At 67.0% G+C, this 19,366-nt stretch carries 25 protein-coding genes and 1 pseudogene; 21 read left to right on the top strand and 5 right to left on the bottom strand.

The window, feature by feature from the left end; genetic code table 11:
- The first annotated feature begins 8 nt into the window (after positions 1–8).
- The 21 genes and pseudogenes from rplN to truA all read left to right on the top strand — a co-directional run bounded on the left by rplN (position 9) and on the right by truA (position 12,131).
- Complete coding sequence (gene rplN / locus ABZ896_RS06230) at positions 9–377, top strand: 50S ribosomal protein L14 (protein WP_003998823.1); 369 nt, start codon at positions 9–11, stop codon at positions 375–377.
- A 2-nt stretch (positions 378–379) separates the two neighbouring features.
- On the top strand, positions 380–703 hold the full coding sequence (gene rplX, locus ABZ896_RS06235; protein ID WP_003992365.1) for a 50S ribosomal protein L24: 324 nt from the start codon (positions 380–382) through the stop codon (positions 701–703).
- Positions 703–1,260 carry a 50S ribosomal protein L5 gene (rplE, locus tag ABZ896_RS06240; RefSeq protein ID WP_020135807.1) on the top strand — a complete coding sequence of 186 codons (558 nt, stop codon included), beginning with the start codon at positions 703–705 and terminating at the stop codon, positions 1,258–1,260. Before rplX ends, rplE begins: the two co-directional genes overlap by 1 nt.
- A gap of 5 nt (positions 1,261–1,265) precedes the next feature.
- The gene (locus ABZ896_RS06245; protein WP_003956452.1) at positions 1,266–1,451 is read left to right on the top strand and encodes a type Z 30S ribosomal protein S14; all 186 of its coding nucleotides are present in this window, start codon (positions 1,266–1,268) and stop codon (positions 1,449–1,451) included.
- A 210-nt stretch (positions 1,452–1,661) separates the two neighbouring features.
- A complete protein-coding gene (rpsH, locus tag ABZ896_RS06250; RefSeq protein WP_013001411.1) occupies positions 1,662–2,060 on the top strand; it encodes a 30S ribosomal protein S8 in 399 nt (132 codons plus the stop codon).
- A gap of 25 nt (positions 2,061–2,085) precedes the next feature.
- Positions 2,086–2,625, top strand: coding sequence for a 50S ribosomal protein L6 (gene rplF / locus ABZ896_RS06255; RefSeq protein ID WP_360922716.1), 540 nt, complete (start codon positions 2,086–2,088; stop codon positions 2,623–2,625).
- 3 nt (positions 2,626–2,628) lie between these two features.
- Positions 2,629–3,012 (top strand): 50S ribosomal protein L18, encoded by a 384-nt coding sequence (rplR, locus tag ABZ896_RS06260; protein ID WP_030930487.1) that lies wholly within the window; start codon positions 2,629–2,631, stop codon positions 3,010–3,012.
- A gap of 36 nt (positions 3,013–3,048) precedes the next feature.
- Complete coding sequence (gene rpsE / locus ABZ896_RS06265) at positions 3,049–3,654, top strand: 30S ribosomal protein S5 (RefSeq protein ID WP_009190144.1); 606 nt, start codon at positions 3,049–3,051, stop codon at positions 3,652–3,654.
- 2 nt (positions 3,655–3,656) lie between these two features.
- The gene (gene rpmD, locus ABZ896_RS06270) at positions 3,657–3,839 is read left to right on the top strand and encodes a 50S ribosomal protein L30 (protein ID WP_003974250.1); all 183 of its coding nucleotides are present in this window, start codon (positions 3,657–3,659) and stop codon (positions 3,837–3,839) included.
- A gap of 2 nt (positions 3,840–3,841) precedes the next feature.
- Complete coding sequence (gene rplO / locus ABZ896_RS06275) at positions 3,842–4,297, top strand: 50S ribosomal protein L15 (RefSeq protein ID WP_003974249.1); 456 nt, start codon at positions 3,842–3,844, stop codon at positions 4,295–4,297.
- 195 nt (positions 4,298–4,492) lie between these two features.
- On the top strand, positions 4,493–5,806 hold the full coding sequence (gene secY / locus ABZ896_RS06280; protein WP_360922720.1) for a preprotein translocase subunit SecY: 1,314 nt from the start codon (positions 4,493–4,495) through the stop codon (positions 5,804–5,806).
- Positions 5,806–6,468 (top strand): adenylate kinase, encoded by a 663-nt coding sequence (locus tag ABZ896_RS06285; RefSeq protein ID WP_360922723.1) that lies wholly within the window; start codon positions 5,806–5,808, stop codon positions 6,466–6,468. Before secY ends, ABZ896_RS06285 begins: the two co-directional genes overlap by 1 nt.
- 136 nt (positions 6,469–6,604) lie before the next feature.
- Positions 6,605–7,441 (top strand): type I methionyl aminopeptidase, encoded by an 837-nt coding sequence (map, locus tag ABZ896_RS06290; RefSeq protein WP_360922726.1) that lies wholly within the window; start codon positions 6,605–6,607, stop codon positions 7,439–7,441.
- 104 nt (positions 7,442–7,545) lie between these two features.
- Positions 7,546–7,704 (top strand): annotated as a pseudogene (locus ABZ896_RS06295) (type I methionyl aminopeptidase); the annotation flags it as partial.
- A 249-nt stretch (positions 7,705–7,953) separates the two neighbouring features.
- Positions 7,954–8,175, top strand: coding sequence for a translation initiation factor IF-1 (gene infA / locus ABZ896_RS06300; RefSeq protein ID WP_003948620.1), 222 nt, complete (start codon positions 7,954–7,956; stop codon positions 8,173–8,175).
- A 29-nt stretch (positions 8,176–8,204) separates the two neighbouring features.
- Positions 8,205–8,318, top strand: a complete 114-nt coding sequence (gene rpmJ / locus ABZ896_RS06305; RefSeq protein WP_003998809.1) for a 50S ribosomal protein L36 — start codon at positions 8,205–8,207, stop codon at positions 8,316–8,318.
- A gap of 194 nt (positions 8,319–8,512) precedes the next feature.
- A complete protein-coding gene (gene rpsM, locus ABZ896_RS06310; RefSeq protein ID WP_037680379.1) occupies positions 8,513–8,893 on the top strand; it encodes a 30S ribosomal protein S13 in 381 nt (126 codons plus the stop codon).
- Between the two features lie 70 nt (positions 8,894–8,963).
- Entirely contained in the window at positions 8,964–9,368 is a 405-nt protein-coding gene (gene rpsK / locus ABZ896_RS06315) for a 30S ribosomal protein S11 (RefSeq protein ID WP_003956432.1), read from the top strand.
- A 125-nt stretch (positions 9,369–9,493) separates the two neighbouring features.
- A complete protein-coding gene (locus tag ABZ896_RS06320) occupies positions 9,494–10,516 on the top strand; it encodes a DNA-directed RNA polymerase subunit alpha (RefSeq protein WP_003966937.1) in 1,023 nt (340 codons plus the stop codon).
- Positions 10,517–10,689: 173 nt separating this feature from the next.
- Complete coding sequence (rplQ, locus tag ABZ896_RS06325; protein WP_360922730.1) at positions 10,690–11,199, top strand: 50S ribosomal protein L17; 510 nt, start codon at positions 10,690–10,692, stop codon at positions 11,197–11,199.
- Between the two features lie 74 nt (positions 11,200–11,273).
- Positions 11,274–12,131 (top strand): tRNA pseudouridine(38-40) synthase TruA, encoded by an 858-nt coding sequence (truA, locus tag ABZ896_RS06330; RefSeq protein WP_360922735.1) that lies wholly within the window; start codon positions 11,274–11,276, stop codon positions 12,129–12,131.
- Positions 12,132–12,157: 26 nt separating this feature from the next.
- Here truA and ABZ896_RS06335 read toward each other — a convergent pair whose 3' ends face one another.
- Genes ABZ896_RS06335 through ABZ896_RS06355 form a run of 5 tightly spaced genes read right to left on the bottom strand, consistent with a single transcriptional unit; the run spans position 12,158 to position 19,283 of the window.
- The gene (locus ABZ896_RS06335; protein WP_360922738.1) at positions 12,158–13,363 is read right to left on the bottom strand and encodes a glycosyl hydrolase family 28-related protein; all 1,206 of its coding nucleotides are present in this window, start codon (positions 13,361–13,363) and stop codon (positions 12,158–12,160) included.
- 26 nt (positions 13,364–13,389) lie between these two features.
- Entirely contained in the window at positions 13,390–15,411 is a 2,022-nt protein-coding gene (locus ABZ896_RS06340) for an acyltransferase family protein (RefSeq protein ID WP_360922741.1), read from the bottom strand.
- Positions 15,412–15,446: 35 nt separating this feature from the next.
- The gene (locus ABZ896_RS06345) at positions 15,447–16,547 is read right to left on the bottom strand and encodes an NDP-sugar synthase (protein ID WP_360922744.1); all 1,101 of its coding nucleotides are present in this window, start codon (positions 16,545–16,547) and stop codon (positions 15,447–15,449) included.
- A 16-nt stretch (positions 16,548–16,563) separates the two neighbouring features.
- Positions 16,564–17,808: a hypothetical protein gene (locus tag ABZ896_RS06350; protein ID WP_360922747.1), complete on the bottom strand. Its 1,245-nt coding sequence runs from the start codon at positions 17,806–17,808 to the stop codon at positions 16,564–16,566.
- Between the two features lie 23 nt (positions 17,809–17,831).
- A complete protein-coding gene (locus ABZ896_RS06355) occupies positions 17,832–19,283 on the bottom strand; it encodes a glycosyltransferase family 2 protein (protein ID WP_360922750.1) in 1,452 nt (483 codons plus the stop codon).
- Between the last annotated feature and the right edge of the window lie 83 nt (positions 19,284–19,366).

A 19,366-nucleotide genomic window follows, 5' to 3' on the forward strand; every position in this document is an offset into this window, starting at 1 on the left:
AGATAGACGTGATCCAGCAGGAGTCGCGACTGCGTGTCGCCGACAACACTGGTGCGAAGGAGATCCTTTGCATCCGTGTGCTCGGTGGCTCCGGTCGCCGCTACGCGGGCATCGGTGACGTCATCGTCGCCACCGTCAAGGACGCGATCCCCGGTGGCAACGTGAAGAAGGGTGACGTCGTCAAGGCGGTCATCGTTCGCACCGTCAAGGAGCGCCGCCGTCCGGACGGCTCGTACATCCGCTTCGACGAGAACGCCGCCGTCATTCTGAAGAACGACGGCGACCCTCGCGGCACCCGTATCTTCGGCCCCGTCGGCCGTGAGCTGCGCGAGAAGAAGTTCATGAAGATCATCTCGCTCGCGCCGGAGGTGCTGTAAGCATGAAGATCAAGAAGGGCGACCTGGTCCAGGTCATCACCGGTAAGGACAAGGGCAAGCAGGGCAAGGTCATCGCGGCCTTCCCCCGCGAGGACCGTGTCCTGGTCGAGGGTGTCAACCGGGTCAAGAAGCACACCAAGGCCGGCCCGACCGCTCGCGGTTCGCAGGCCGGCGGCATCGTCACGACCGAGGCCCCGATCCACGTCTCCAACGTCCAGCTGGTCGTGGAGAAGGACGGCAACAAGGTCGTCACGCGTGTCGGTTACCGCTTCGACGACGAGGGCAACAAGATCCGCGTTGCCAAGCGGACGGGTGAGGACATCTGATGGCTACCACCACGACTCCGCGTCTCAAGACGAAGTACCGCGAGGAGATCGCGGGCAAGCTGCGTGACGAGTTCAAGTACGAGAACGTCATGCAGATCCCCGGCCTCGTCAAGATCGTGGTCAACATGGGTGTGGGCGACGCCGCCCGCGACTCCAAGCTGATCGAGGGCGCCATCCGCGACCTCACCACGATCACCGGTCAGAAGCCGGCCGTCACCAAGGCCCGCAAGTCCATCGCGCAGTTCAAGCTGCGTGAGGGCCAGCCGATCGGTGCCCACGTCACGCTCCGTGGCGACCGCATGTGGGAGTTCCTGGACCGCACCCTGTCGCTCGCGCTGCCGCGCATCCGCGACTTCCGTGGTCTGTCCCCCAAGCAGTTCGACGGCCGTGGCAACTACACCTTCGGTCTCACCGAGCAGGTCATGTTCCACGAGATCGACCAGGACAAGATCGACCGTACCCGGGGCATGGACATCACCGTGGTGACCACGGCGACCAACGACGCTGAGGGCCGCGCGCTCCTTCGTCACCTCGGCTTCCCCTTCAAGGAGGCGTGAGCGAGATGGCGAAGAAGGCTCTGATTGCCAAGGCTGCTCGCAAGCCCAAGTTCGGTGTGCGCGCGTACACCCGCTGCCAGCGCTGCGGCCGTCCGCACTCCGTGTACCGCAAGTTCGGTCTGTGCCGCGTGTGCCTTCGTGAGATGGCTCACCGTGGCGAGCTGCCGGGCGTGACCAAGAGCTCCTGGTAATCCCCTAGTTGGGATTACCTGAAGCTCTCGGTAAGCAAAGGGTTTGGTCAGGGGCCCACCCCTTCATGGCTTAGGCTAGGAGGGTTGGGCGCCCTGACGCCCGTACGACTTACTACGCCGTAGGTCCACCGCACCGCACCCGCCTCGTCTCGGATCGAGGAGAGGGATGGGCACCTGGAAACCCCGGCGAGAGAGGCCGAAGGCCAATTCATGACCATGACTGATCCGATCGCAGACATGCTTACGCGTCTGCGGAACGCGAACTCGGCATACCACGACTCCGTGACGATGCCGGCGTCCAAGATCAAGTCTCACATCGCGGAGATCCTCCAGCAGGAGGGCTTCATCACGGGCTGGAAGGTCGAGGACGCCGAGGTCGGCAAGAACCTCGTCCTGGAGCTGAAGTTCGGCCCCAACCGTGAGCGCTCCATCGCGGGCATCAAGCGGATCTCCAAGCCCGGTCTCCGGGTTTACGCGAAGTCCACCTCCCTGCCCAAGGTGCTGGGCGGCCTCGGCGTGGCGATCATCTCCACGTCGCACGGGCTCCTCACCGACAAGCAGGCCGGCAAGAAGGGCGTAGGCGGAGAAGTTCTCGCCTACGTCTGGTAGCGGAAAGGAATCGGAGGAAACAGCTATGTCGCGTATTGGCAAGCTCCCCATCACGGTTCCCGCCGGCGTGGACGTCACCATCGACGGCCAGACGGTCTCGGTCAAGGGCCCCAAGGGCTCGCTGACTCACACCGTCGTGGCGCCGATCGAGATCGCCAAGGGTGAGGACGGCGTGCTGAACGTCACCCGCCCCAACGACGAGCGTCAGAGCAAGGCCCTGCACGGCCTGTCCCGCACGCTGGTGGCGAACATGATCACCGGCGTGACCCAGGGTTACGTGAAGAAGCTCGAGATCAGCGGTGTCGGTTACCGCGTGCAGGCCAAGGGTGCGAACCTCGAGTTCGCGCTCGGCTACAGCCACCCGATCACCGTCGAGGCGCCCGAGGGCATCACCTTCAAGGTGGAGAACCCGACCCGGTTCTCGGTTGAGGGCATCGACAAGCAGAAGGTCGGCGAGGTTGCGGCCAACATCCGCAAGCTGCGCAAGCCCGACCCGTACAAGGCCAAGGGCGTCAAGTACGAGGGCGAAGTCATCCGCCGCAAGGTCGGAAAGGCGGGTAAGTAAGCCATGGCATACGGACAGAAGATCCTCAAGGGCGACGCCTACAAGCGCGCCGCGATCAAGCGCCGCCACATCCGGATCCGTAAGAACATCAACGGAACGGCGGAGCGTCCGCGTCTGGTCGTTACCCGCTCGAACCGCCACATCGTGGCCCAGGTGATCGACGACATCAAGGGTCACACCCTGGCGTCGGCGTCCACCCTGGACACCTCGATCCGCGGTGGCGAGGGCGACAAGTCCGCGCAGGCCAAGCAGGTCGGTGCCCTGGTCGCCGAGCGCGCCAAGGCCGCCGGTGTCGAGGCCGTCGTATTCGACCGTGGTGGCAACCAGTACGCCGGGCGCATCGCCGCCCTGGCGGACGCCGCCCGCGAAGCCGGGCTCAAGTTCTGAGCCGCTCGTAGCTAGCGGAAAGAGAGAGGTAATCCAATGGCTGGACCCCAGCGCCGCGGTGGCGGTGCCGGTGGCGGCGAGCGGCGGGACCGTAAGGGCCGTGACGGTGGCGCAGCCGCCGCCGAGAAGACCGCTTACGTTGAGCGTGTCGTCGCGATCAACCGTGTCGCCAAGGTTGTGAAGGGTGGTCGTCGCTTCAGCTTCACCGCGCTGGTCGTGGTGGGCGACGGTGACGGCACCGTGGGTGTCGGTTACGGCAAGGCCAAGGAGGTGCCGGCCGCCATCGCCAAGGGTGTTGAGGAGGCCAAGAAGCACTTCTTCAAGGTCCCCCGTATCCAGGGCACCATCCCGCACCCCATCCAGGGTGAGAAGGCTGCCGGCGTCGTTCTGCTCAAGCCCGCGTCCCCCGGTACCGGCGTTATCGCCGGTGGTCCGGTGCGCGCCGTGCTCGAGTGCGCCGGTATCCACGACGTGCTGTCGAAGTCGCTCGGCTCCGACAACGCCATCAACATCGTGCACGCGACCGTGGAGGCCCTGAAGGGTCTGCAGCGTCCCGAGGAGATCGCGGCCCGCCGTGGTCTGCCGCTCGAGGACGTCGCCCCCGCGGCTCTTCTCCGTGCGCGTGCCGGGGCGGGTGCGTAATCATGGCGCAGCTCAAGATTACGCAGGTCAAGTCCTACATCGGCAGCAAGCAGAACCACCGTGACACCCTGCGTTCCCTTGGTCTCAAGGGCATCAACACGCAGGTCGTCAAGGAGGACCGCCCCGAGTTCCGCGGCATGGTGCACACCGTCCGCCACCTCGTGACGGTCGAGGAGGTCGACTGATCATGGCGGAGAACAACCCGCTCAAGATCCACAACCTCCGTCCCGCCCCGGGCGCCAAGACCGCCAAGACCCGTGTGGGTCGTGGTGAGGCGTCGAAGGGTAAGACGGCCGGTCGTGGTACCAAGGGCACGAAGGCCCGCTACCAGGTTCCGGAGCGCTTCGAGGGTGGGCAGATGCCCCTCCACATGCGTCTTCCGAAGCTGAAGGGCTTCAAGAACCCGTTCAAGACCGAGTTCCAGGTCGTGAACCTCGACAAGCTGGCCGCGCTCTACCCCGAGGGTGGCGAGGTCACGGTCGAGGGTCTGGTGGCCAAGGGTGCGGTTCGCAAGAACAGCCTCGTCAAGGTCCTCGGCCAGGGCGAGATCTCCGTGGCGCTGCAGGTGACGGTCGACGCCGTCTCCGGCTCCGCCAAGGAGAAGATCACCGCCGCCGGCGGCACCGTCACCGAGCTCGTCTGAACTCAACAGGCGTCTCGATGACTTGAGCGATCCCGACCGGGGATACCCCATGAACGGGGTATCCCCGGTTGGTCGTTCCACAGGGAGCAGTCTCGCCGGTAAGGTAGCCTGCGCTGTTCTTTTCTGTATCCCTCATTCGTCGAACCTCAAGACCGTCACCCTTGACGCAGTAGCGCGGGGGTCGCAGGAGGCACCGTGCTCACCGCGTTCGCCCGGGCGTTCAGGACGCCCGACCTGCGCAAGAAGCTGCTCTTCACGCTCGCCATCATCGTGGTGTACCGGGTCGGTACCCACATCCCGATCCCGGGCGTCGACTACAAGTCCGTCCAGGAGTGCGTGGACCAGGCGTCCGGCAACCAGGGACTCTTCGGTCTGGTCAACATGTTCAGCGGCGGCGCACTGCTGCAGATCACGGTCTTCGCGCTCGGCATCATGCCGTACATCACCGCGAGCATCATTCTCCAGCTGCTGACCGTGGTCATCCCGCGCCTCGAAGCCCTCAAGAAGGAGGGCCAGGCCGGTACGGCGAAGATCACGCAGTACACCCGTTATCTCACGGTGGCCCTCGCCATCCTGCAGGGCACCGGCCTGGTGGCCACCGCCCGCAGCGGCGCCCTCTTCTCCGGCTGCACCGTCGCGTCGAGCATCGTCCCGGACCGCGCGATCTTCACCACGATCGTCATGGTCATCACGATGACCGCCGGTACGGCCGTCGTCATGTGGCTCGGTGAGCTCATCACCGACCGCGGCATCGGCAACGGCATGTCGATCCTGATGTTCATCTCGATCGCCGCCACCTTCCCGTCCGCGCTGTGGGCCATCAAGAAGTCGGGCACCCTGGCCGACGGCTGGATCGAGTTCGGCACCGTCATCCTCGTCGGCCTGGTCATGGTCGGCCTGGTGGTCTTCGTCGAGCAGGCCCAGCGCCGTATCCCGGTGCAGTACGCGAAGCGCATGATCGGCCGCCGTTCCTACGGCGGTACCTCGACGTACATCCCGCTGAAGGTCAACCAGGCCGGTGTGATCCCGGTCATCTTCGCGTCGTCGCTGCTCTACATCCCGGCTCTGATCGCGCAGTTCTCCAGCGGCCAGTCCGGGTGGAAGACGTGGATCGAGCAGAACCTCGTCAAGGGCGACCACCCCATTTACATCAGCATGTACTTCCTGCTGATCGTTTTCTTCGCGTTCTTCTATGTGGCGATCTCCTTCAACCCCGAGGAAGTCGCCGACAACATGAAGAAGTATGGTGGCTTCATCCCGGGCATCCGGGCTGGCCGACCGACCGCTGAGTACCTCTCCTACGTGCTCAACCGGATCACCTGGCCGGGTTCGCTGTACTTGGGTCTGATCGCTCTTGTTCCAACGATGGCGTTGGTCGGCTTCGGGGCAAGCCAGAACTTCCCGTTCGGCGGGACCAGCATCCTGATCATCGTGGGTGTCGGTCTTGAGACGGTGAAGCAGATCGAGAGCCAGCTCCAGCAGCGCAATTACGAAGGGTTCCTCCGCTGATGCGTATCGTCCTCGTCGGGCCGCCGGGTGCCGGCAAGGGAACGCAGGCTGCGTTCCTCGCCAAGAACCTGTCGATCCCGCACATCTCCACGGGCGACCTGTTCCGCGCCAACATCAGCCAGCAGACGGACCTCGGCAAACTCGCGAAGTCCTACATGGACGCGGGCAACCTGGTTCCGGACGAGGTCACCATCGGGATGGCCAAGGACCGCATGGAGCAGCCGGACGCCGAGGGCGGCTTCCTGCTGGACGGCTTCCCGCGCAACGTGTCGCAGGCCGAGGCGCTCGACGAGATGCTGCAGACCGAGGGCATGAAGCTGGACGCCGTGCTCGACCTCGAAGTACCCGAGGAGGAGGTCGTCAAGCGGATCGCCGGCCGGCGCATCTGCCGCAACGACTCCGCGCACGTCTTCCACGTCTCGTACAAGGCGCCGAAGACGGAAGGCGTCTGTGACGTCTGCGGCGGCGAGCTGTACCAGCGCGACGACGACTCCGAGGAGACCGTCCGCAAGCGGCTTGAGGTCTACCACACCCAGACCGAGCCGATCATCGACTACTACAAGGCCCAGGGCCTGGTGGTCACGATCTCGGCGCTCGGCAAGGTGGAGGCGGTCACCGGCCGCGCGATGGAGGCGCTCCAGCACCAGGACGACGCCGCGTAGCGGTTTCTTGTACGAGCATGTCAGCCGCGGTTCCCTTGACAGGGGGCCGCGGCTGCTGTGTGGGTGCACGTATCGTTGAGGGCGTCCGTGAGGGCGTCCGTCCTTCTTCCCTCTTCCCCTGAAAGGCTCCCACCGCATGGTGCAGATCAAGACCCCCGAGCAGATCGCCAAGATGCGCGAGGCGGGGCTGGTCGTCGCCGCCATCCACGCGGCGACCCGTGAGGCCGCGGTGCCCGGGGCCACGACCAGGGATCTCGACCAGGTCGCGCGCAAGGTCCTCGCGGAGCACAACGCCAAGCCGAACTTCCTCGGGTACGGCGGCTTCCCCGCGACGATCTGCACCTCCGTGAACGAGGTCGTCGTCCACGGCATCCCGTCCGACGAGGTCGTCCTCAAGGACGGCGACATCATCTCCATCGACTGCGGCGCGATCATCGACGGCTGGCACGGGGACGCGGCGTACACCGCCTTCGTGGGCTCGGGGCACGCTCCGGAGCTGCTGGAGCTGTCCCGGGTGACCGAGGGGTCGATGTGGGCCGGGATCGCGGCGATGAAGCACGGACACCGGCTCGTGGACGTCTCCCGGGCCATCGAGACGTACATCCGCCGGCAGCCCAGGCCCGGCGGCGGGCGGTACGGGATCATCGAGGACTACGGCGGCCACGGCATCGGCACCGAGATGCACATGGACCCGCACCTGCTGAACTACGTCGACCGGCGGCGCGGCAAGGGGCCGAAGCTGGTCACCGGGTTCTGCCTGGCGATCGAGCCGATGGTGTCCCTGGGCACACCGAAGACAGAGGTCCTGGCGGACGACTGGACGGTCATCACGACGGACGGTACGTGGTCGTCCCACTGGGAGCACTCGGTCGCGCTGACGGAGGAGGGGCCCTTGGTGCTCACGGCTCCGGACGGCGGGAAGGCGAAGCTTGCGGAGTATGGGGTGACCGCGGCTCCTGATCCTCTCGCCTGACGGCGGCGGGTGCCGCGACCGCCGGTCGGAGGCCGGCGCAGCCGCTCGAAGCTTGTGAGGCGCCTTGGGCGCCGAGCCCGCGAGAGCGGCGTCCAGGATTGGTCGACTGGACGGTCATCACGACGGACGGTACGTGGTCGTCCCACTGGGAGCACTCGGTGGCGCTGACGGAGGAGGGGCCCTTGGTGCTCACGGCTCCGGACGGGGGGAAGGCGAAGCTCGCGGAGTACGGGGTTGTCGCGGCTCCGGATCCGTTGGCGTAGGTCGTCTGCCGTCTGCGAGTCGTGTGTGGCTGGTCGCGCCCGCGCGGCGGAGCCGCATATCGACACAGCCCCGCGCCCCTGGGTGTCCTCGCTGCCTCGGTGTGCTTAAGGATCTCCGTCTCGGGGCATGAATCCTCGATTCGTCTTTCTGGGTGTGCTGACGTAGACTGACTCGTCGGCTCTCGTGCACCCGCATGTCTTCATGCGCTGGCGGGAGTCGATCAAGGTAGTCGATTCGAAGGGCGAAGCGTGGCCAAGAAGCAAGGTGCCATCGAGATCGAGGGCACTGTCGTCGAGTCTCTTCCGAACGCCATGTTCAAGGTCGAGCTCCAGAACGGCCACCAGGTCCTGGCACACATCAGCGGCAAGATGCGTATGCACTACATCCGCATCCTCCCTGACGACCGGGTCGTGGTGGAGCTGTCTCCGTACGACCTGACGCGTGGCCGGATCGTCTACCGGTACAAGTAGATCCCTCTGACTCGGAGAACCTCAATCCCATGAAGGTCAAGCCGAGCGTCAAGAAGATCTGCGACAAGTGCAGGGTGATCCGCCGTCACGGTCGGGTCATGGTCATCTGCGAGAACCCGCGCCACAAGCAGCGCCAGGGTTAATCGCAATCGGCCTCACCTTCTGCATCCGCAGAGATTCGCGCGACGCGAGCTGAAAAAGTAATTACGTGGAACCCGGGCCGCCCTGTGCGCGCCTGACACCCCCGGTTCGGAGGCCGGGGACCCGATTCGTACCTGGTACGGCGGTCGGGAACCGGTTCTGCGGCAGACCTCCGAAGATCACCAGGAGCCATTGAATGGCACGCGTTTCCGGTGTTGACATCCCGCGCGAAAAGCGCGTGGAGGTCGCCCTGACCTACGTGTTCGGTATCGGTCGGACCCTCTCCCAGCTGACGCTGGCCGAGACCGGCATCGACCCGAACACCCGCGTTCGCGACCTCTCCGAAGAGCAGCTCGTCGCGATTCGTGAGTACGTCGACAACAACATCAAGACCGAGGGTGACCTCCGTCGCGAGATCCAGGCCGACATCCGCCGCAAGGTCGAGATCGGCTGCTACCAGGGTCTGCGGCACCGCCGTGGTCTGCCCGTCCGTGGTCAGCGCACCAGCACGAACGCTCGTACCCGCAAGGGCCCGCGTCGCGCGATCGCCGGCAAGAAGAAGCCGGGCAAGAAGTAGTCCTCAGCGGACAACGCTTCATCAGCGGTCTTCGCTGTAGGACCGACCACCTCCCCGTAGGAGTTTGTAGATGCCCCCCAAGGGTCGTCAGGGCGCTGCCAAGAAGGTGCGCCGCAAGGAAAAGAAGAACGTCGCTCACGGCCACGCGCACATCAAGAGCACGTTCAACAACACGATCGTCTCCATCACGGACCCGTCCGGCAACGTGATCTCCTGGGCCTCCGCCGGCCACGTCGGCTTCAAGGGCTCCCGGAAGTCCACGCCGTTCGCCGCGCAGATGGCCGCCGAGTCGGCTGCCCGTCGCGCGCAGGAGCACGGCATGCGCAAGGTCGACGTGTTCGTGAAGGGTCCCGGCTCCGGCCGTGAGACCGCGATCCGCTCGCTCCAGGCCACGGGCCTCGAGGTCGGCTCCATCCAGGACGTCACCCCGACCCCGCACAACGGCTGCCGTCCGCCGAAGCGTCGTCGCGTCTGACGCACGGCTGCTTCGTGCAGGCTTTCGGGCGGTACGGCTCTGTAAGGGTCGTATCGCCCGTACCCTTGTAGCAGTACCTCAGGGCATCAAATAGTGGGTGCCCCTGAACTGAAGGATCTCACCACATGCTGATCGCTCAGCGTCCCTCGTTGACCGAAGAGGTCGTCGACGAGTTCCGCTCCCGGTTCGTGATCGAGCCGCTGGAGCCGGGCTTCGGCTACACCCTCGGCAACTCGCTCCGCCGCACCCTCCTGTCGTCGATCCCCGGTGCCGCTGTCACCAGCATCCGGATCGACGGCGTCCTGCACGAGTTCACCACCGTGCCGGGCGTCAAGGAGGACGTCACCGACCTGATCCTCAACATCAAGCAGCTGGTCGTCTCCTCGGAGCACGACGAGCCGGTCGTGATGTACCTGCGCAAGCAGGGCCCGGGTCTGGTCACCGCCGCCGACATCGCGCCCCCGGCCGGTGTCGAGGTGCACAACCCCGACCTCGTCCTCGCCACGCTCAACGGCAAGGGCAAGCTGGAGATGGAGCTGACGGTCGAGCGTGGCCGCGGTTACGTCTCCGCCGTGCAGAACAAGCAGGTGGGCCAGGAGATCGGCCGTATCCCGGTCGACTCCATCTACTCGCCGGTTCTCAAGGTCACCTACAAGGTCGAGGCGACCCGTGTCGAGCAGCGCACCGACTTCGACAAGCTGATCGTCGACGTCGAGACGAAGCAGGCCATGCGTCCCCGTGACGCCATGGCGTCGGCCGGCAAGACCCTGGTCGAGCTGTTCGGTCTCGCCCGCGAGCTGAACATCGACGCCGAGGGCATCGACATGGGCCCGTCCCCGACGGACGCCGCCCTTGCCGCCGATCTGGCCCTGCCGATCGAGGAGCTGGAGCTCACCGTTCGGTCGTACAACTGCCTCAAGCGTGAGGGCATCCACTCCGTGGGTGAGCTCGTGGCGCGCTCCGAGGCGGACCTCCTGGACATCCGCAACTTCGGTGCGAAGTCCATCGACGAGGTCAAGGCGAAGCTGGCCGGCATGGGCCTGGCCCTCAAGGACAGCCCGCCCGGATTCGACCCGACCGCCGCCGCGGACGCCTTCGGCGCGGACGACGACGCGGACGCCGGGTTCGTCGAGACCGAGCAGTACTGAGAGCTCGGGACCACCGGTCCGTACTCGGGCGCGGGTGCGCTGTGCTTGATCGCGCAGTTCCCCGCGCCCCTTCCAGGCCCCTTCGGGGACCTGGATCTCCGACAGGCGGCCGCCTGCTCGGATACTGACCCCGGTACCTAGTACGGCCGGGGCAGACATCTAGGAGAAACACCATGCCGAAGCCCACCAAGGGTGCCCGTCTGGGCGGCAGTGCCGCGCACGAGAAGCTGCTCCTCGCGAACCTGGCGAAGAGCCTCTTCGAGCACGGCCGTATCACCACCACCGAGGCGAAGGCCCGCCGCCTTCGTCCGTACGCCGAGCGTCTGGTCACCAAGGCGAAGAAGGGTGACCTTCACAACCGCCGTCAGGTGCTCCAGGTGATCACGGACAAGAGCGTCGTCCACACGCTCTTCACCGAGATCGGCCCGCGCTACGAGAACCGTCCGGGTGGCTACACCCGTATCACCAAGATCGGTAACCGCCGTGGCGACAACGCGCCCATGGCTGTCATCGAGCTGGTCGAGGCGCTGACCGTCGCGCAGGAGGCCACCGGCGAGGCCGAGGCCGCCACCAAGCGTGCCGCCAAGGACGCCGAGGCCGCTCCGGTCGCCGAGGAGACCAAGGTGGACGTGACCAAGGCCGACGAGGCCGAGGACGCTGCCGAGGAGTCGAAGGACGCGTAAGCGTTCTGCCGACGTGGGCGGGTCCGTTCCTTTCGGGAGCGGGCCCGCTTTGGTGTTCTTGAGAGGATCTCTGGGTGAGTGACGAAGCAGCGCCCGGTCACGTCCGTGTCCGTCTCGACCTGTCCTACGACGGGACCGACTTCTCCGGCTGGGCCAAGCAGGCCGGCGGACGGCGGACCGTGCAGGGCGAGATCGAGGACGCGCTGCGGACGGTGACGCGGTCGGGGGAGACGACGTACGAGCTGACCGTGGCCGGGCGCACCGACGCCGGGGTGCACGCACGCGGGCAGGTGGCGCATGTCGATCTGCCCGAGCCGGTCTGGGAGGAGCACCGCGAGAAGCTGCTGAAGCGGCTCGCGGGGCGGTTGCCGAAGGACGTGCGGGTGTGGTCCCTGGAGGAGGCCCCGGCCGGGTTCAACGCGCGGTTCTCCGCGATCTGGCGGCGGTACGCCTATCGCGTCACCGACAACCCCGGTGGCGTCGACCCGCTGCTGCGGGGGCATGTCCTGTGGCACGACTGGCCGCTCGACGTCGACGCCATGAACGAGGCGGCGCGGCGCTTGCTCGGCGAGCACGACTTCGCGGCGTACTGCAAGCGGCGCGAGGGTGCGACGACGATCCGTACGCTCCAGGAGCTGAGCCTCGTGCGCGGTGCGGACGGGGTCGTCACCGCCACCGTGCGGGCCGACGCCTTCTGCCACAACATGGTGCGCTCGCTGATCGGGGCGCTGCTGTTCGTGGGGGACGGGCACCGGGGGGCCGAGTGGCCGGGGAAGGTGCTGGCCGCCGGTGTCAGGGACTCGGCCGTCCATGTCGTACGACCGCACGGGCTGACGCTGGAGGAGGTCGGGTACCCGGCGGACGAGCTGCTGGCGGCGCGGAACCTGGAGGCGCGGAACCGGCGGACGCTGCCGGGAGCGGGCTGCTGCTGAGCGGCCGCTCCCGGCAGGGCGTCTCGTCAGCCGGTGCCCACGAGGGTTCCCTTGACGAACTTGGTGTTGCCGGTGCCGGTCGGCCAGGGGTTCGTGACTCCCTGCAGATGGCCCGAGTTGACCACGACGTAGGCGGAGTTGTCGGCCCGGACACCGTACTGGGGGCTCGCCACCCCCGTTCCGTCGTCGTCCTTGCCCGTGAGGACCACGAGTCCGTCGGCGATGACCTTGCACTGGGAGCTCGCGACGGCCAGTCCCGCGTAGCCGCCGCCACCGCTGCCGTTGTTCTTTCCGTCCCGGGTGAGCTGGGTGGCGGAGAGCATCAGGACGCTGGTGGTGTCCGTCGCGTGGACGTACATGCCGTTCCAGCCGTTGCGGTCGGTGGAGCACGCGACCATCTTGATCACTCCGGGGACGGACTCGATGTCGAACCCGTGCAGCTTCGACCACTCCGCCCGGCAGCTGGTGAAGGAGGAGTTGCCCGCGCCCGACATCCACCAGCCGCAGCCGCCGACGCCCAGGACGTACACGTCGTGGAAGACGGAGTCGGTGGAGTTGTTCAGCACGATGCCGTGGGAGCCGGCCCACAGCACGGAGACGCGGTCGTAGTGCAGGCAGAACGGGGCCTGGGGGCCGCCGGTGGCGTTGAAGTTGTACCAGGTGTTGATCCCGATGCCGGTGACCGAGCGGACGTGGACGTCCCGGAGCTGGAGGTGCTGGATCTGCCCGGTCGCGCGGATGCCGTCGATCTCCGCTCCGGAGCTGGGCAGGGCGGACCCGTCGATGGTCAGGGAGAAGATGCGCTGCGCGTTGGCCGGGCGGGAGTAGCCGCCCAGCTGCTGGTCCAGGATCTCGACGACGGCGTTTCCCGTGAACGACGGGAGGGGGCGGATGCCGACCACCGGGTTCTCGGCGTTGGGCTGGGACTCCCCGCCGGCGTGCGAGCCCTGGAGGGTGACGTAGGGGCCGATGCGCACGGGAGCGCTCGTGCGGTACACCCCGGCGGGGAGCACGGTGACGTTGCCCGGCTGGCAGGCGTCCAGCGCCGCCTGGATGGCGGCGGTGTCGTCGGTGGTGCCGTCTCCCTTGGCGCCGTAGTCCTTGACGTTCACCCATCCGGCGTCGGCCGCCACGGCGGCGGCGTCCCCGGTGGAGACCGCGGTGGCGGAGACGGCGACACCGCCCACCGCGAGGGCCGATCTGAGCACGGAACGGCGTGAGTTAGAGGTCACTGCTGGTCTCCAAGGGACGTGATCTGTCAGCCGGCGAGGATCTTCTCCAGGGCTGGCTCGAGGAAGGGCTTCAGCGTCTTCGAGTACGACGACGTGATGTGGCTGTTGTCGTAGTAGACGACCTGGTCTCCGATGACCGACGGGCAGACGTCGTTCGCGCAGAACGCGTCGGTGGTGTCGATGATCTCTGCCCCGTACTTCTCGGCCACCTCCTTCTCCATGGCGCGGAAGTCCGTGTACTCCAGGGCCTGCCATTCAGGGCGGTTGCATGCGGTCGCGTCGTCCAGGTGGGTGGCGAGGCAGTCGGGCACGTTCTGCCCGGGCTGCGGAGTGTCCGTCATGTAGACGAGCTGGGAACCGGTCTTCTGGAGCACTTTCCAGGCGGCCACGGCGCCGTCCCGCCCCGCCTCCTGCCGGACCCGGTCGGCGACGACGATGACGTCGGGCTTCGACTTCGTCAGTGCCGCGAAGGCCGATTCGCGCCAGGAGTCGCACTCCCGGTACTCACGGTTCACCTGGGGATTGAGGATCCGGTACATCTGCGGCGAGCAGCCTGCCTTCGAGATGACCGTGACACGGATGCCGAGATCCTTGCCGATCATGTCGTACAGGTCCATCCACTGCCAGGCGTGCGAGTCGCCGAAGAGCGCCATGGTCGTCTTGGCGTCGGAGGCGCCCACCACGCATGTGTCGAGGGGCTGGTACCGCGTGACCTCGATGGTGGCGATGCAGTCGCGGTCGGTGGTGTCGCCGAGGGCCTGGGGCAGCGCTGACTGGGTGAGTGCCGAGAGCTTCGTGACGGTGACGGCCTTCCGGACGGAGGTCCGGTCCGTGTAGCCCGCGGCGACCGCGCCCGAGGAGGCGGTCGCCAAGTGCAGCGGGACGATCGCCGCCAGGACCATTGCCCCGGCCGTGCTTGCGGTGGTGAAGCCGCCGGTGAAGACGCCCTTCCAGGGGCGGGTCACCAGCGACACGTTCTTCTTGAACCTGCGCTCGACGGCGTAGTGCATGACGATGGCCACCAGGAACGAGAGGACGACGACACGCATCCGCTCCTCGAAGGTGAAGTCCCGGTCGGTGATGGACGGCCAGAGCACCAGGAGCGGCCAGTGGGTCAGGTACCAGCCGTAGCTGACGTTGCCGACGAAGTCGAGGACGGGGTTGTCCAGCAGCCGCTCGGCGCCGAACCGGGGATTGGCGCAGCCACCGGCGATGACCATGACGGCGCCGATGACCGGGCCGGCCACCGCGTAGCCGGGCAGCGGTGTCTCGTCGGAGATGAGCATCGCGGTGACGAGCACGGTGCCGAGCCCCAGCCACGAGACGACCGCGGCCAGACCGGTGTTCATACGGGAGACCAGCGGAGCGGCGAGGGCGAGCAGGACGCCGCAGGTGATCTCCCAGATCCGGGTGTGCGTACTGAAGTACGCGAGCGGCTGGTTCTCGGACGTCTTCGACCAGCCCAGGTAGAACGATCCGGCGATGGCGGCCGTCAGGAACAGCGCGACGAGAGCGCGGTTGCGGAAGATCTTGCGGCTGATCCAGACCAGCGCGACGAGGATGATCGGGGCGGCGGCGTAGAACTGCTCCTCGATGCCCAGCGACCAGAAGTGCTGGTACGGGGACTGCGTCCCGTCGTTGGCGAAGTAGTCGGTGCCGGTCTCGACCAGGCGCCAGTTCAGGAAGCTGAGAGACGCGCTGAGGCCGTCCTCGATGTAGGAGCGGAACCTGAGCGGGCTGCCGTACATCCAGGCCAGGACCGCGGTGCCGACGATGACGACGGCCATGGGCGGGGTCAGCCGCCGGAAACGGCGGGCCCAGAACTTGGTCAGGGAGACCTTTCCGGTCTTGTCGATCTCCGCGAAGAGCTGGCCGCCGATGAGGAAGCCGCTCAGCACGAAGCTCACGTCCACGCCACCGTGGATGTCGAGAATGCCGCAGTGCATGGCGACGACCATCATGATGGCTACGGCACGCAGGCCCTGGATGTCGGGCCGGTACTTACGGAGACGCTCGGTCTCCTCGTCCGTGGTGCGATGGCGGGACATGGTTCTCCAGTGACTGTCCGGGCGGACCGGCTGATTCAGTGGACCGTCGGGCAGGCGAGAGCCGTGCCGCTGACGCGTACGCCTTGGGCGGGGATGCGGATGCCGCAGGACAGCCGCAGTTGGGCGGGCAGCTCGTTCTGGGCGCCGACGTGCGAGTGGCAGCCGACCACGACCTCGCTCAGGAGCGACTCGCTGCCGATCGAGGAGTCGTGGTCCACCACGGACTCGTGCACCCGGGCGCCCTCGGAGACGACGACGCTCGCGCCGATGATCGAGCGGTCGACGACCACGTGCGCGCCGATGACTGCGTGCGGGCCGATCGTCGAGCCGCCCGTGACCCGGGCGGTCGGGTCGACTACGGCCGTGGGGTGGATCAGTGCCTCGGCCGGCCCGCCCACCAGGGGTGAGGTCGCCCTGCCGGTGACCAGGTCGGCGGAGCCCTGGACGAAGGCCAGGGGGGTGCCGAGGTCCCGCCAGTAGTCGTCCGTGGTGTGGCCGAACACCCGCCCGCCCCGGGCGACGAGCTGCGGGAACGTCTCCTGCTCGACCGAGACCTCGCGGTCGGCCGGGATGGCGTCCAGGACGGACCGGCGGAAGACGTAGCAGCCGGCGTTGATCTGGTCCGTGACGCATTCCGCCACGGTCTTGGGCTTCTCCAGGAAGGACAGCACCCGCCCGGAGTCGTCGGTGGGGACCAGGCCGAAGGCGCGCGGGTCGGAGACCCGGGTGAGGTGCAGGGTCACATCGGCTTCCCGCGCCTCGTGCCGCTCCAGGAGGGCGGGCAGGTCGACGCCGGAGAGGATGTCGCCGTTGAGGACGAGGACCGGTGCGTCCGCCGAGTCGCCGCGCAGCAGCCGCGCGGCGTTGCGGATCGCGCCGCCCGTGCCGAGCGGGACCTCCTCGATGGCGTAGGAGATCTCCAGGTCCTGGGAGAAGTCCTTGAACTCCTCCTCGAAGAGGCTGGCGAGGTACGAGGTGGCGAACACCACGTGCCCGATGCCCGCGTCCATCAGCTTGGCGATCTGGTGCCGGATGAAGGACGAGCCCGCGACGCTCAGCAGCGGCTTCGGGGTGTGGTTGGTCAGGGGGCGCAGGCGGGTTCCCTTGCCGCCCACCAGAATGATGGCTTCCTGCATGATTGCCTCCGCTCGGTCAGCTTGCGGTGTCGGTCCCGGGTCCTGCGTAATCAGAGGTGAAACAGGACTTGATCGCTTTTTCGGAGAGCGGACGTCCGGCGAAGTCGAGGCGGGAGGCAACCTTGTCGTCGGGCTTGGTGTTCGGATCGTCGTCGAACCAGAGCGACCACCAGTAGATGCCCTGCATCTTCCGGTCCTCGACCACTTCGCAGACGGCCTTGTACCAGTTGGCCTGCACCTCGGGGTTGACGGCACGCTTCGTGTAGAAGTCCCCGGGGGCGTGGTAGGCGCCGTTCATGGCGCCGATGCCGGTCTCGGAGATGAGGATCTTCGGCAGCGGGCCGGTGGCCTTCTTGTCCAGCCAGTCGTTCCAGCCGTCGACCAGGTCGGAGACCGGGGCGGTGTCCGGCACCTTGATGGGGAAGTAGGCGTCGACGCCGAGGTGGTTGACCGGCATGTTGATGCGGCCGGAGACGTAGTTGTCCCAGTTGGCGTCGTAGGAGATCTCACCGGGGAAGGTCTTCTCGGCGGACGAGACCAGGGTGTCCCACTCGGGGTCGCCCTCCAGGGAGTTGAGCTCGGTGGCGATCACGAAGGTGTTGGCCTTCGCCTCGTCGGCGGCCTTGAGGTACGGGGTGAGGAACTTCTTGTACGAGGCGAACCAGGCGGAGCGGGAGGCGGGGTCGATGTTGCCGCGCCAGCCGTTGTTCTGCTCCAGGTTTCCCTCGTCCATGATCGGGCGCAGGGTGGTGCGGAACCCGGCGTCCTTGAACACCTTCAACACCTTTTCGAGGCGTTCGGGAGACGGCGTCTGGGCACCGGCCGAGAGTTCGTCGGACGTGCTGCCCCCGATGAAGAAGGGGAAGGAGAGGGAGACCGAGTTCGCGCCCAGGCCGATGAGGTACTCGGCGTGCTTGCGGGCCTGCTTCTCGATGAAGGTGTCGGACCGTTTCTCCTTCTCCTTCTCCTCCTCCCAGTAGAGCTGGACGCCCCACTGCGGCATACCCGGCTTCCAGGGCTTGGCGACCTGGAGGGCGTCGGTGGCGGAGGAGGCGGACCCGGACGGAGCGGAGGCCTGAGCCGTGTCGGAGCCGTCGTCGGACGGGGTGGCGGAGTCCTCGGAGCCGCCCACCACGAGCTTGGGCAGGGCCGAGCCGGCCTCCCAACGCACCGGGTGGTTGCCGAGGACGAAGGGGGTGCCCAGCACGACGGTGAGGACCGTCACCGGGAAGATGGCGAGCAGGGGCAATCGTGAGCGCATGTCAGTGGGTGTCTTCCGGGCGGCTAGGCGGGTTTGGCGATCACGACGAACTTGTTCTCCTCGCGCCGGACGAACTTCAGGAAGCCCTTGAAGCCGCCGATTCCCTCCAGCACGGAGAAGACGGGGATGAGCGCTACCACCACGATCGGCTCCCACCACTTGCGCCGGCCGCTGATCGACGCGAGCGCGTTCAGTCGCAGGCCCTCCCAGTACGTCCAGATGACGTAGGCGAAGTTGAAGGCCCAGAGGATGGTGACGGACTGGGTCACCGGCGAGGTGTTCATGTCGTTGATGAGCCAGCCGACGAGGAGTACGGCGCCGATGTGCTGGAGCGGGCCGAGGATCCAGGTGGTCACGCAGATCGACAGGAACCAGCGGTAGCGCAGGGGCACGGCCCGGTTGAAGCAGAGCGCCACCAGACCCCAGGCCCAGCGGTCGCGCTGCTTGATGAAGTCGGCCGCGCTCGCCGGGGAGGCGCCGTAGCAGCGGCCGTTGAACCAGTCGCTGCGGCCCGGGTACTTGCGGCAGAAGGTCAGGGCGAGCCGGGCGTCCTCGACGATCTCCTTGGGACCGAAGTCCCAGCCGATCTCGGCCTCGATGGACGCGCGTAGCACCAGCAGCTCGCCGTGTACGCCGGCCGCCGGGGTGCCCATACCGGTCAGCGCACGGAACCGGGCGATGTCGTCGGCGGGGCGTACCGCGTCGGCGAGCCAGGTGAACATGTTGACCGCGTTCTCGCGCGGGTACGTGAGGATGCCCTGCGCCATGTGCTTGGCCTCGTCCGGGTGGGCGCGGCGCTGGCGGTTGATGAACTGGGCGAGCGAGGAGGCGGTGTCGGGCCCGACGCCGGTGTCGTCGTCCATGTGCAGCACCCAGACGTACTCGAGGGCCTCGCCCTCGGCGATGCGCAGCTCATGGGCGTAGTGGTTGGCGCGGGCCTTGAAACGGGTGCCGTTGGCCGGGACGTAGTCCTTGGGCACGGTGACCACCCGGATCAGCGGGTGGGAGTCGGCGAGCCGGTCGATGTCCGCGGCCGCCTCGCAGCCCTCCTCGGTGAGGATGTCGACGCGCAGGTACGGGAACCACTCGGGCAGGTGCTCGACGTACGAGAGGATCGAGCGTTCCAGGGCCGGGTAGGTGTCGTTGCGCCCGATGGTGGGGCACAGGACGATCAGGAAGTCCTGCTCGGCCGGTGCGGGCGGGACCATCTGATCGCTCTTGCGAACCCGGCGGCGGATCAGCAGGGCGCCCTGGATGCCGACCAGCACGCCGGCCACCGGAAGGGACCAGACGACGGTCAGGATCCAGCTGATGGCGGACGAGCTGGGCCGGTAGCTCCACAGCCCGAAGACGACGAGCAGGACGAAGGGCAGCAGGAACGGCAGGATGCCCGGTCTCCACTCAGCCGTGCGTTTCGCGAGCTTCTGGTTGTGCCGCGAATGCGGCGCGCCCCCGTCGACGGTTGTCGATGCCATGACGACTACGGAACTCCCCGTGAGATCGGTTGGTGCGTTGAGGCATCGACGGATCTCGGCCATGGGCATGCGTACGCACCGTG

The sequence above is a fragment of the Streptomyces sp. NPDC047072 genome (assembly GCF_040643855.1).
GTDB lineage: Bacteria > Actinomycetota > Actinomycetes > Streptomycetales > Streptomycetaceae > Streptomyces.

What these genes read in the sequence shown, in the direction of transcription:
- rplX (WP_003992365.1), top strand. Translation starts at nt 380, where the DNA reads ATGAAGATCAAGAAGGGCGACCTGGTCCAGGTCATCACCGGTAAGGAC.
- rplE (WP_020135807.1), top strand. Translation starts at nt 703, where the DNA reads ATGGCTACCACCACGACTCCGCGTCTCAAGACGAAGTACCGCGAGGAG.
- ABZ896_RS06245 (WP_003956452.1), top strand. Translation starts at nt 1,266, where the DNA reads ATGGCGAAGAAGGCTCTGATTGCCAAGGCTGCTCGCAAGCCCAAGTTC.
- rpsH (WP_013001411.1), top strand. Translation starts at nt 1,662, where the DNA reads ATGACCATGACTGATCCGATCGCAGACATGCTTACGCGTCTGCGGAAC.
- rplF (WP_360922716.1), top strand. Translation starts at nt 2,086, where the DNA reads ATGTCGCGTATTGGCAAGCTCCCCATCACGGTTCCCGCCGGCGTGGAC.
- rplR (WP_030930487.1), top strand. Translation starts at nt 2,629, where the DNA reads ATGGCATACGGACAGAAGATCCTCAAGGGCGACGCCTACAAGCGCGCC.
- rpsE (WP_009190144.1), top strand. Translation starts at nt 3,049, where the DNA reads ATGGCTGGACCCCAGCGCCGCGGTGGCGGTGCCGGTGGCGGCGAGCGG.
- rpmD (WP_003974250.1), top strand. Translation starts at nt 3,657, where the DNA reads ATGGCGCAGCTCAAGATTACGCAGGTCAAGTCCTACATCGGCAGCAAG.
- rplO (WP_003974249.1), top strand. Translation starts at nt 3,842, where the DNA reads ATGGCGGAGAACAACCCGCTCAAGATCCACAACCTCCGTCCCGCCCCG.
- ABZ896_RS06285 (WP_360922723.1), top strand. Translation starts at nt 5,806, where the DNA reads ATGCGTATCGTCCTCGTCGGGCCGCCGGGTGCCGGCAAGGGAACGCAG.
- map (WP_360922726.1), top strand. Translation starts at nt 6,605, where the DNA reads ATGGTGCAGATCAAGACCCCCGAGCAGATCGCCAAGATGCGCGAGGCG.
- rpmJ (WP_003998809.1), top strand. Translation starts at nt 8,205, where the DNA reads ATGAAGGTCAAGCCGAGCGTCAAGAAGATCTGCGACAAGTGCAGGGTG.
- rpsM (WP_037680379.1), top strand. Translation starts at nt 8,513, where the DNA reads ATGGCACGCGTTTCCGGTGTTGACATCCCGCGCGAAAAGCGCGTGGAG.
- rpsK (WP_003956432.1), top strand. Translation starts at nt 8,964, where the DNA reads ATGCCCCCCAAGGGTCGTCAGGGCGCTGCCAAGAAGGTGCGCCGCAAG.
- ABZ896_RS06320 (WP_003966937.1), top strand. Translation starts at nt 9,494, where the DNA reads ATGCTGATCGCTCAGCGTCCCTCGTTGACCGAAGAGGTCGTCGACGAG.
- rplQ (WP_360922730.1), top strand. Translation starts at nt 10,690, where the DNA reads ATGCCGAAGCCCACCAAGGGTGCCCGTCTGGGCGGCAGTGCCGCGCAC.
- ABZ896_RS06340 (WP_360922741.1), bottom strand. Translation starts at nt 15,411, where the DNA reads ATGTCCCGCCATCGCACCACGGACGAGGAGACCGAGCGTCTCCGTAAG.
- ABZ896_RS06345 (WP_360922744.1), bottom strand. Translation starts at nt 16,547, where the DNA reads ATGCAGGAAGCCATCATTCTGGTGGGCGGCAAGGGAACCCGCCTGCGC.
- ABZ896_RS06350 (WP_360922747.1), bottom strand. Translation starts at nt 17,808, where the DNA reads ATGCGCTCACGATTGCCCCTGCTCGCCATCTTCCCGGTGACGGTCCTC.
- ABZ896_RS06355 (WP_360922750.1), bottom strand. Translation starts at nt 19,283, where the DNA reads ATGGCATCGACAACCGTCGACGGGGGCGCGCCGCATTCGCGGCACAAC.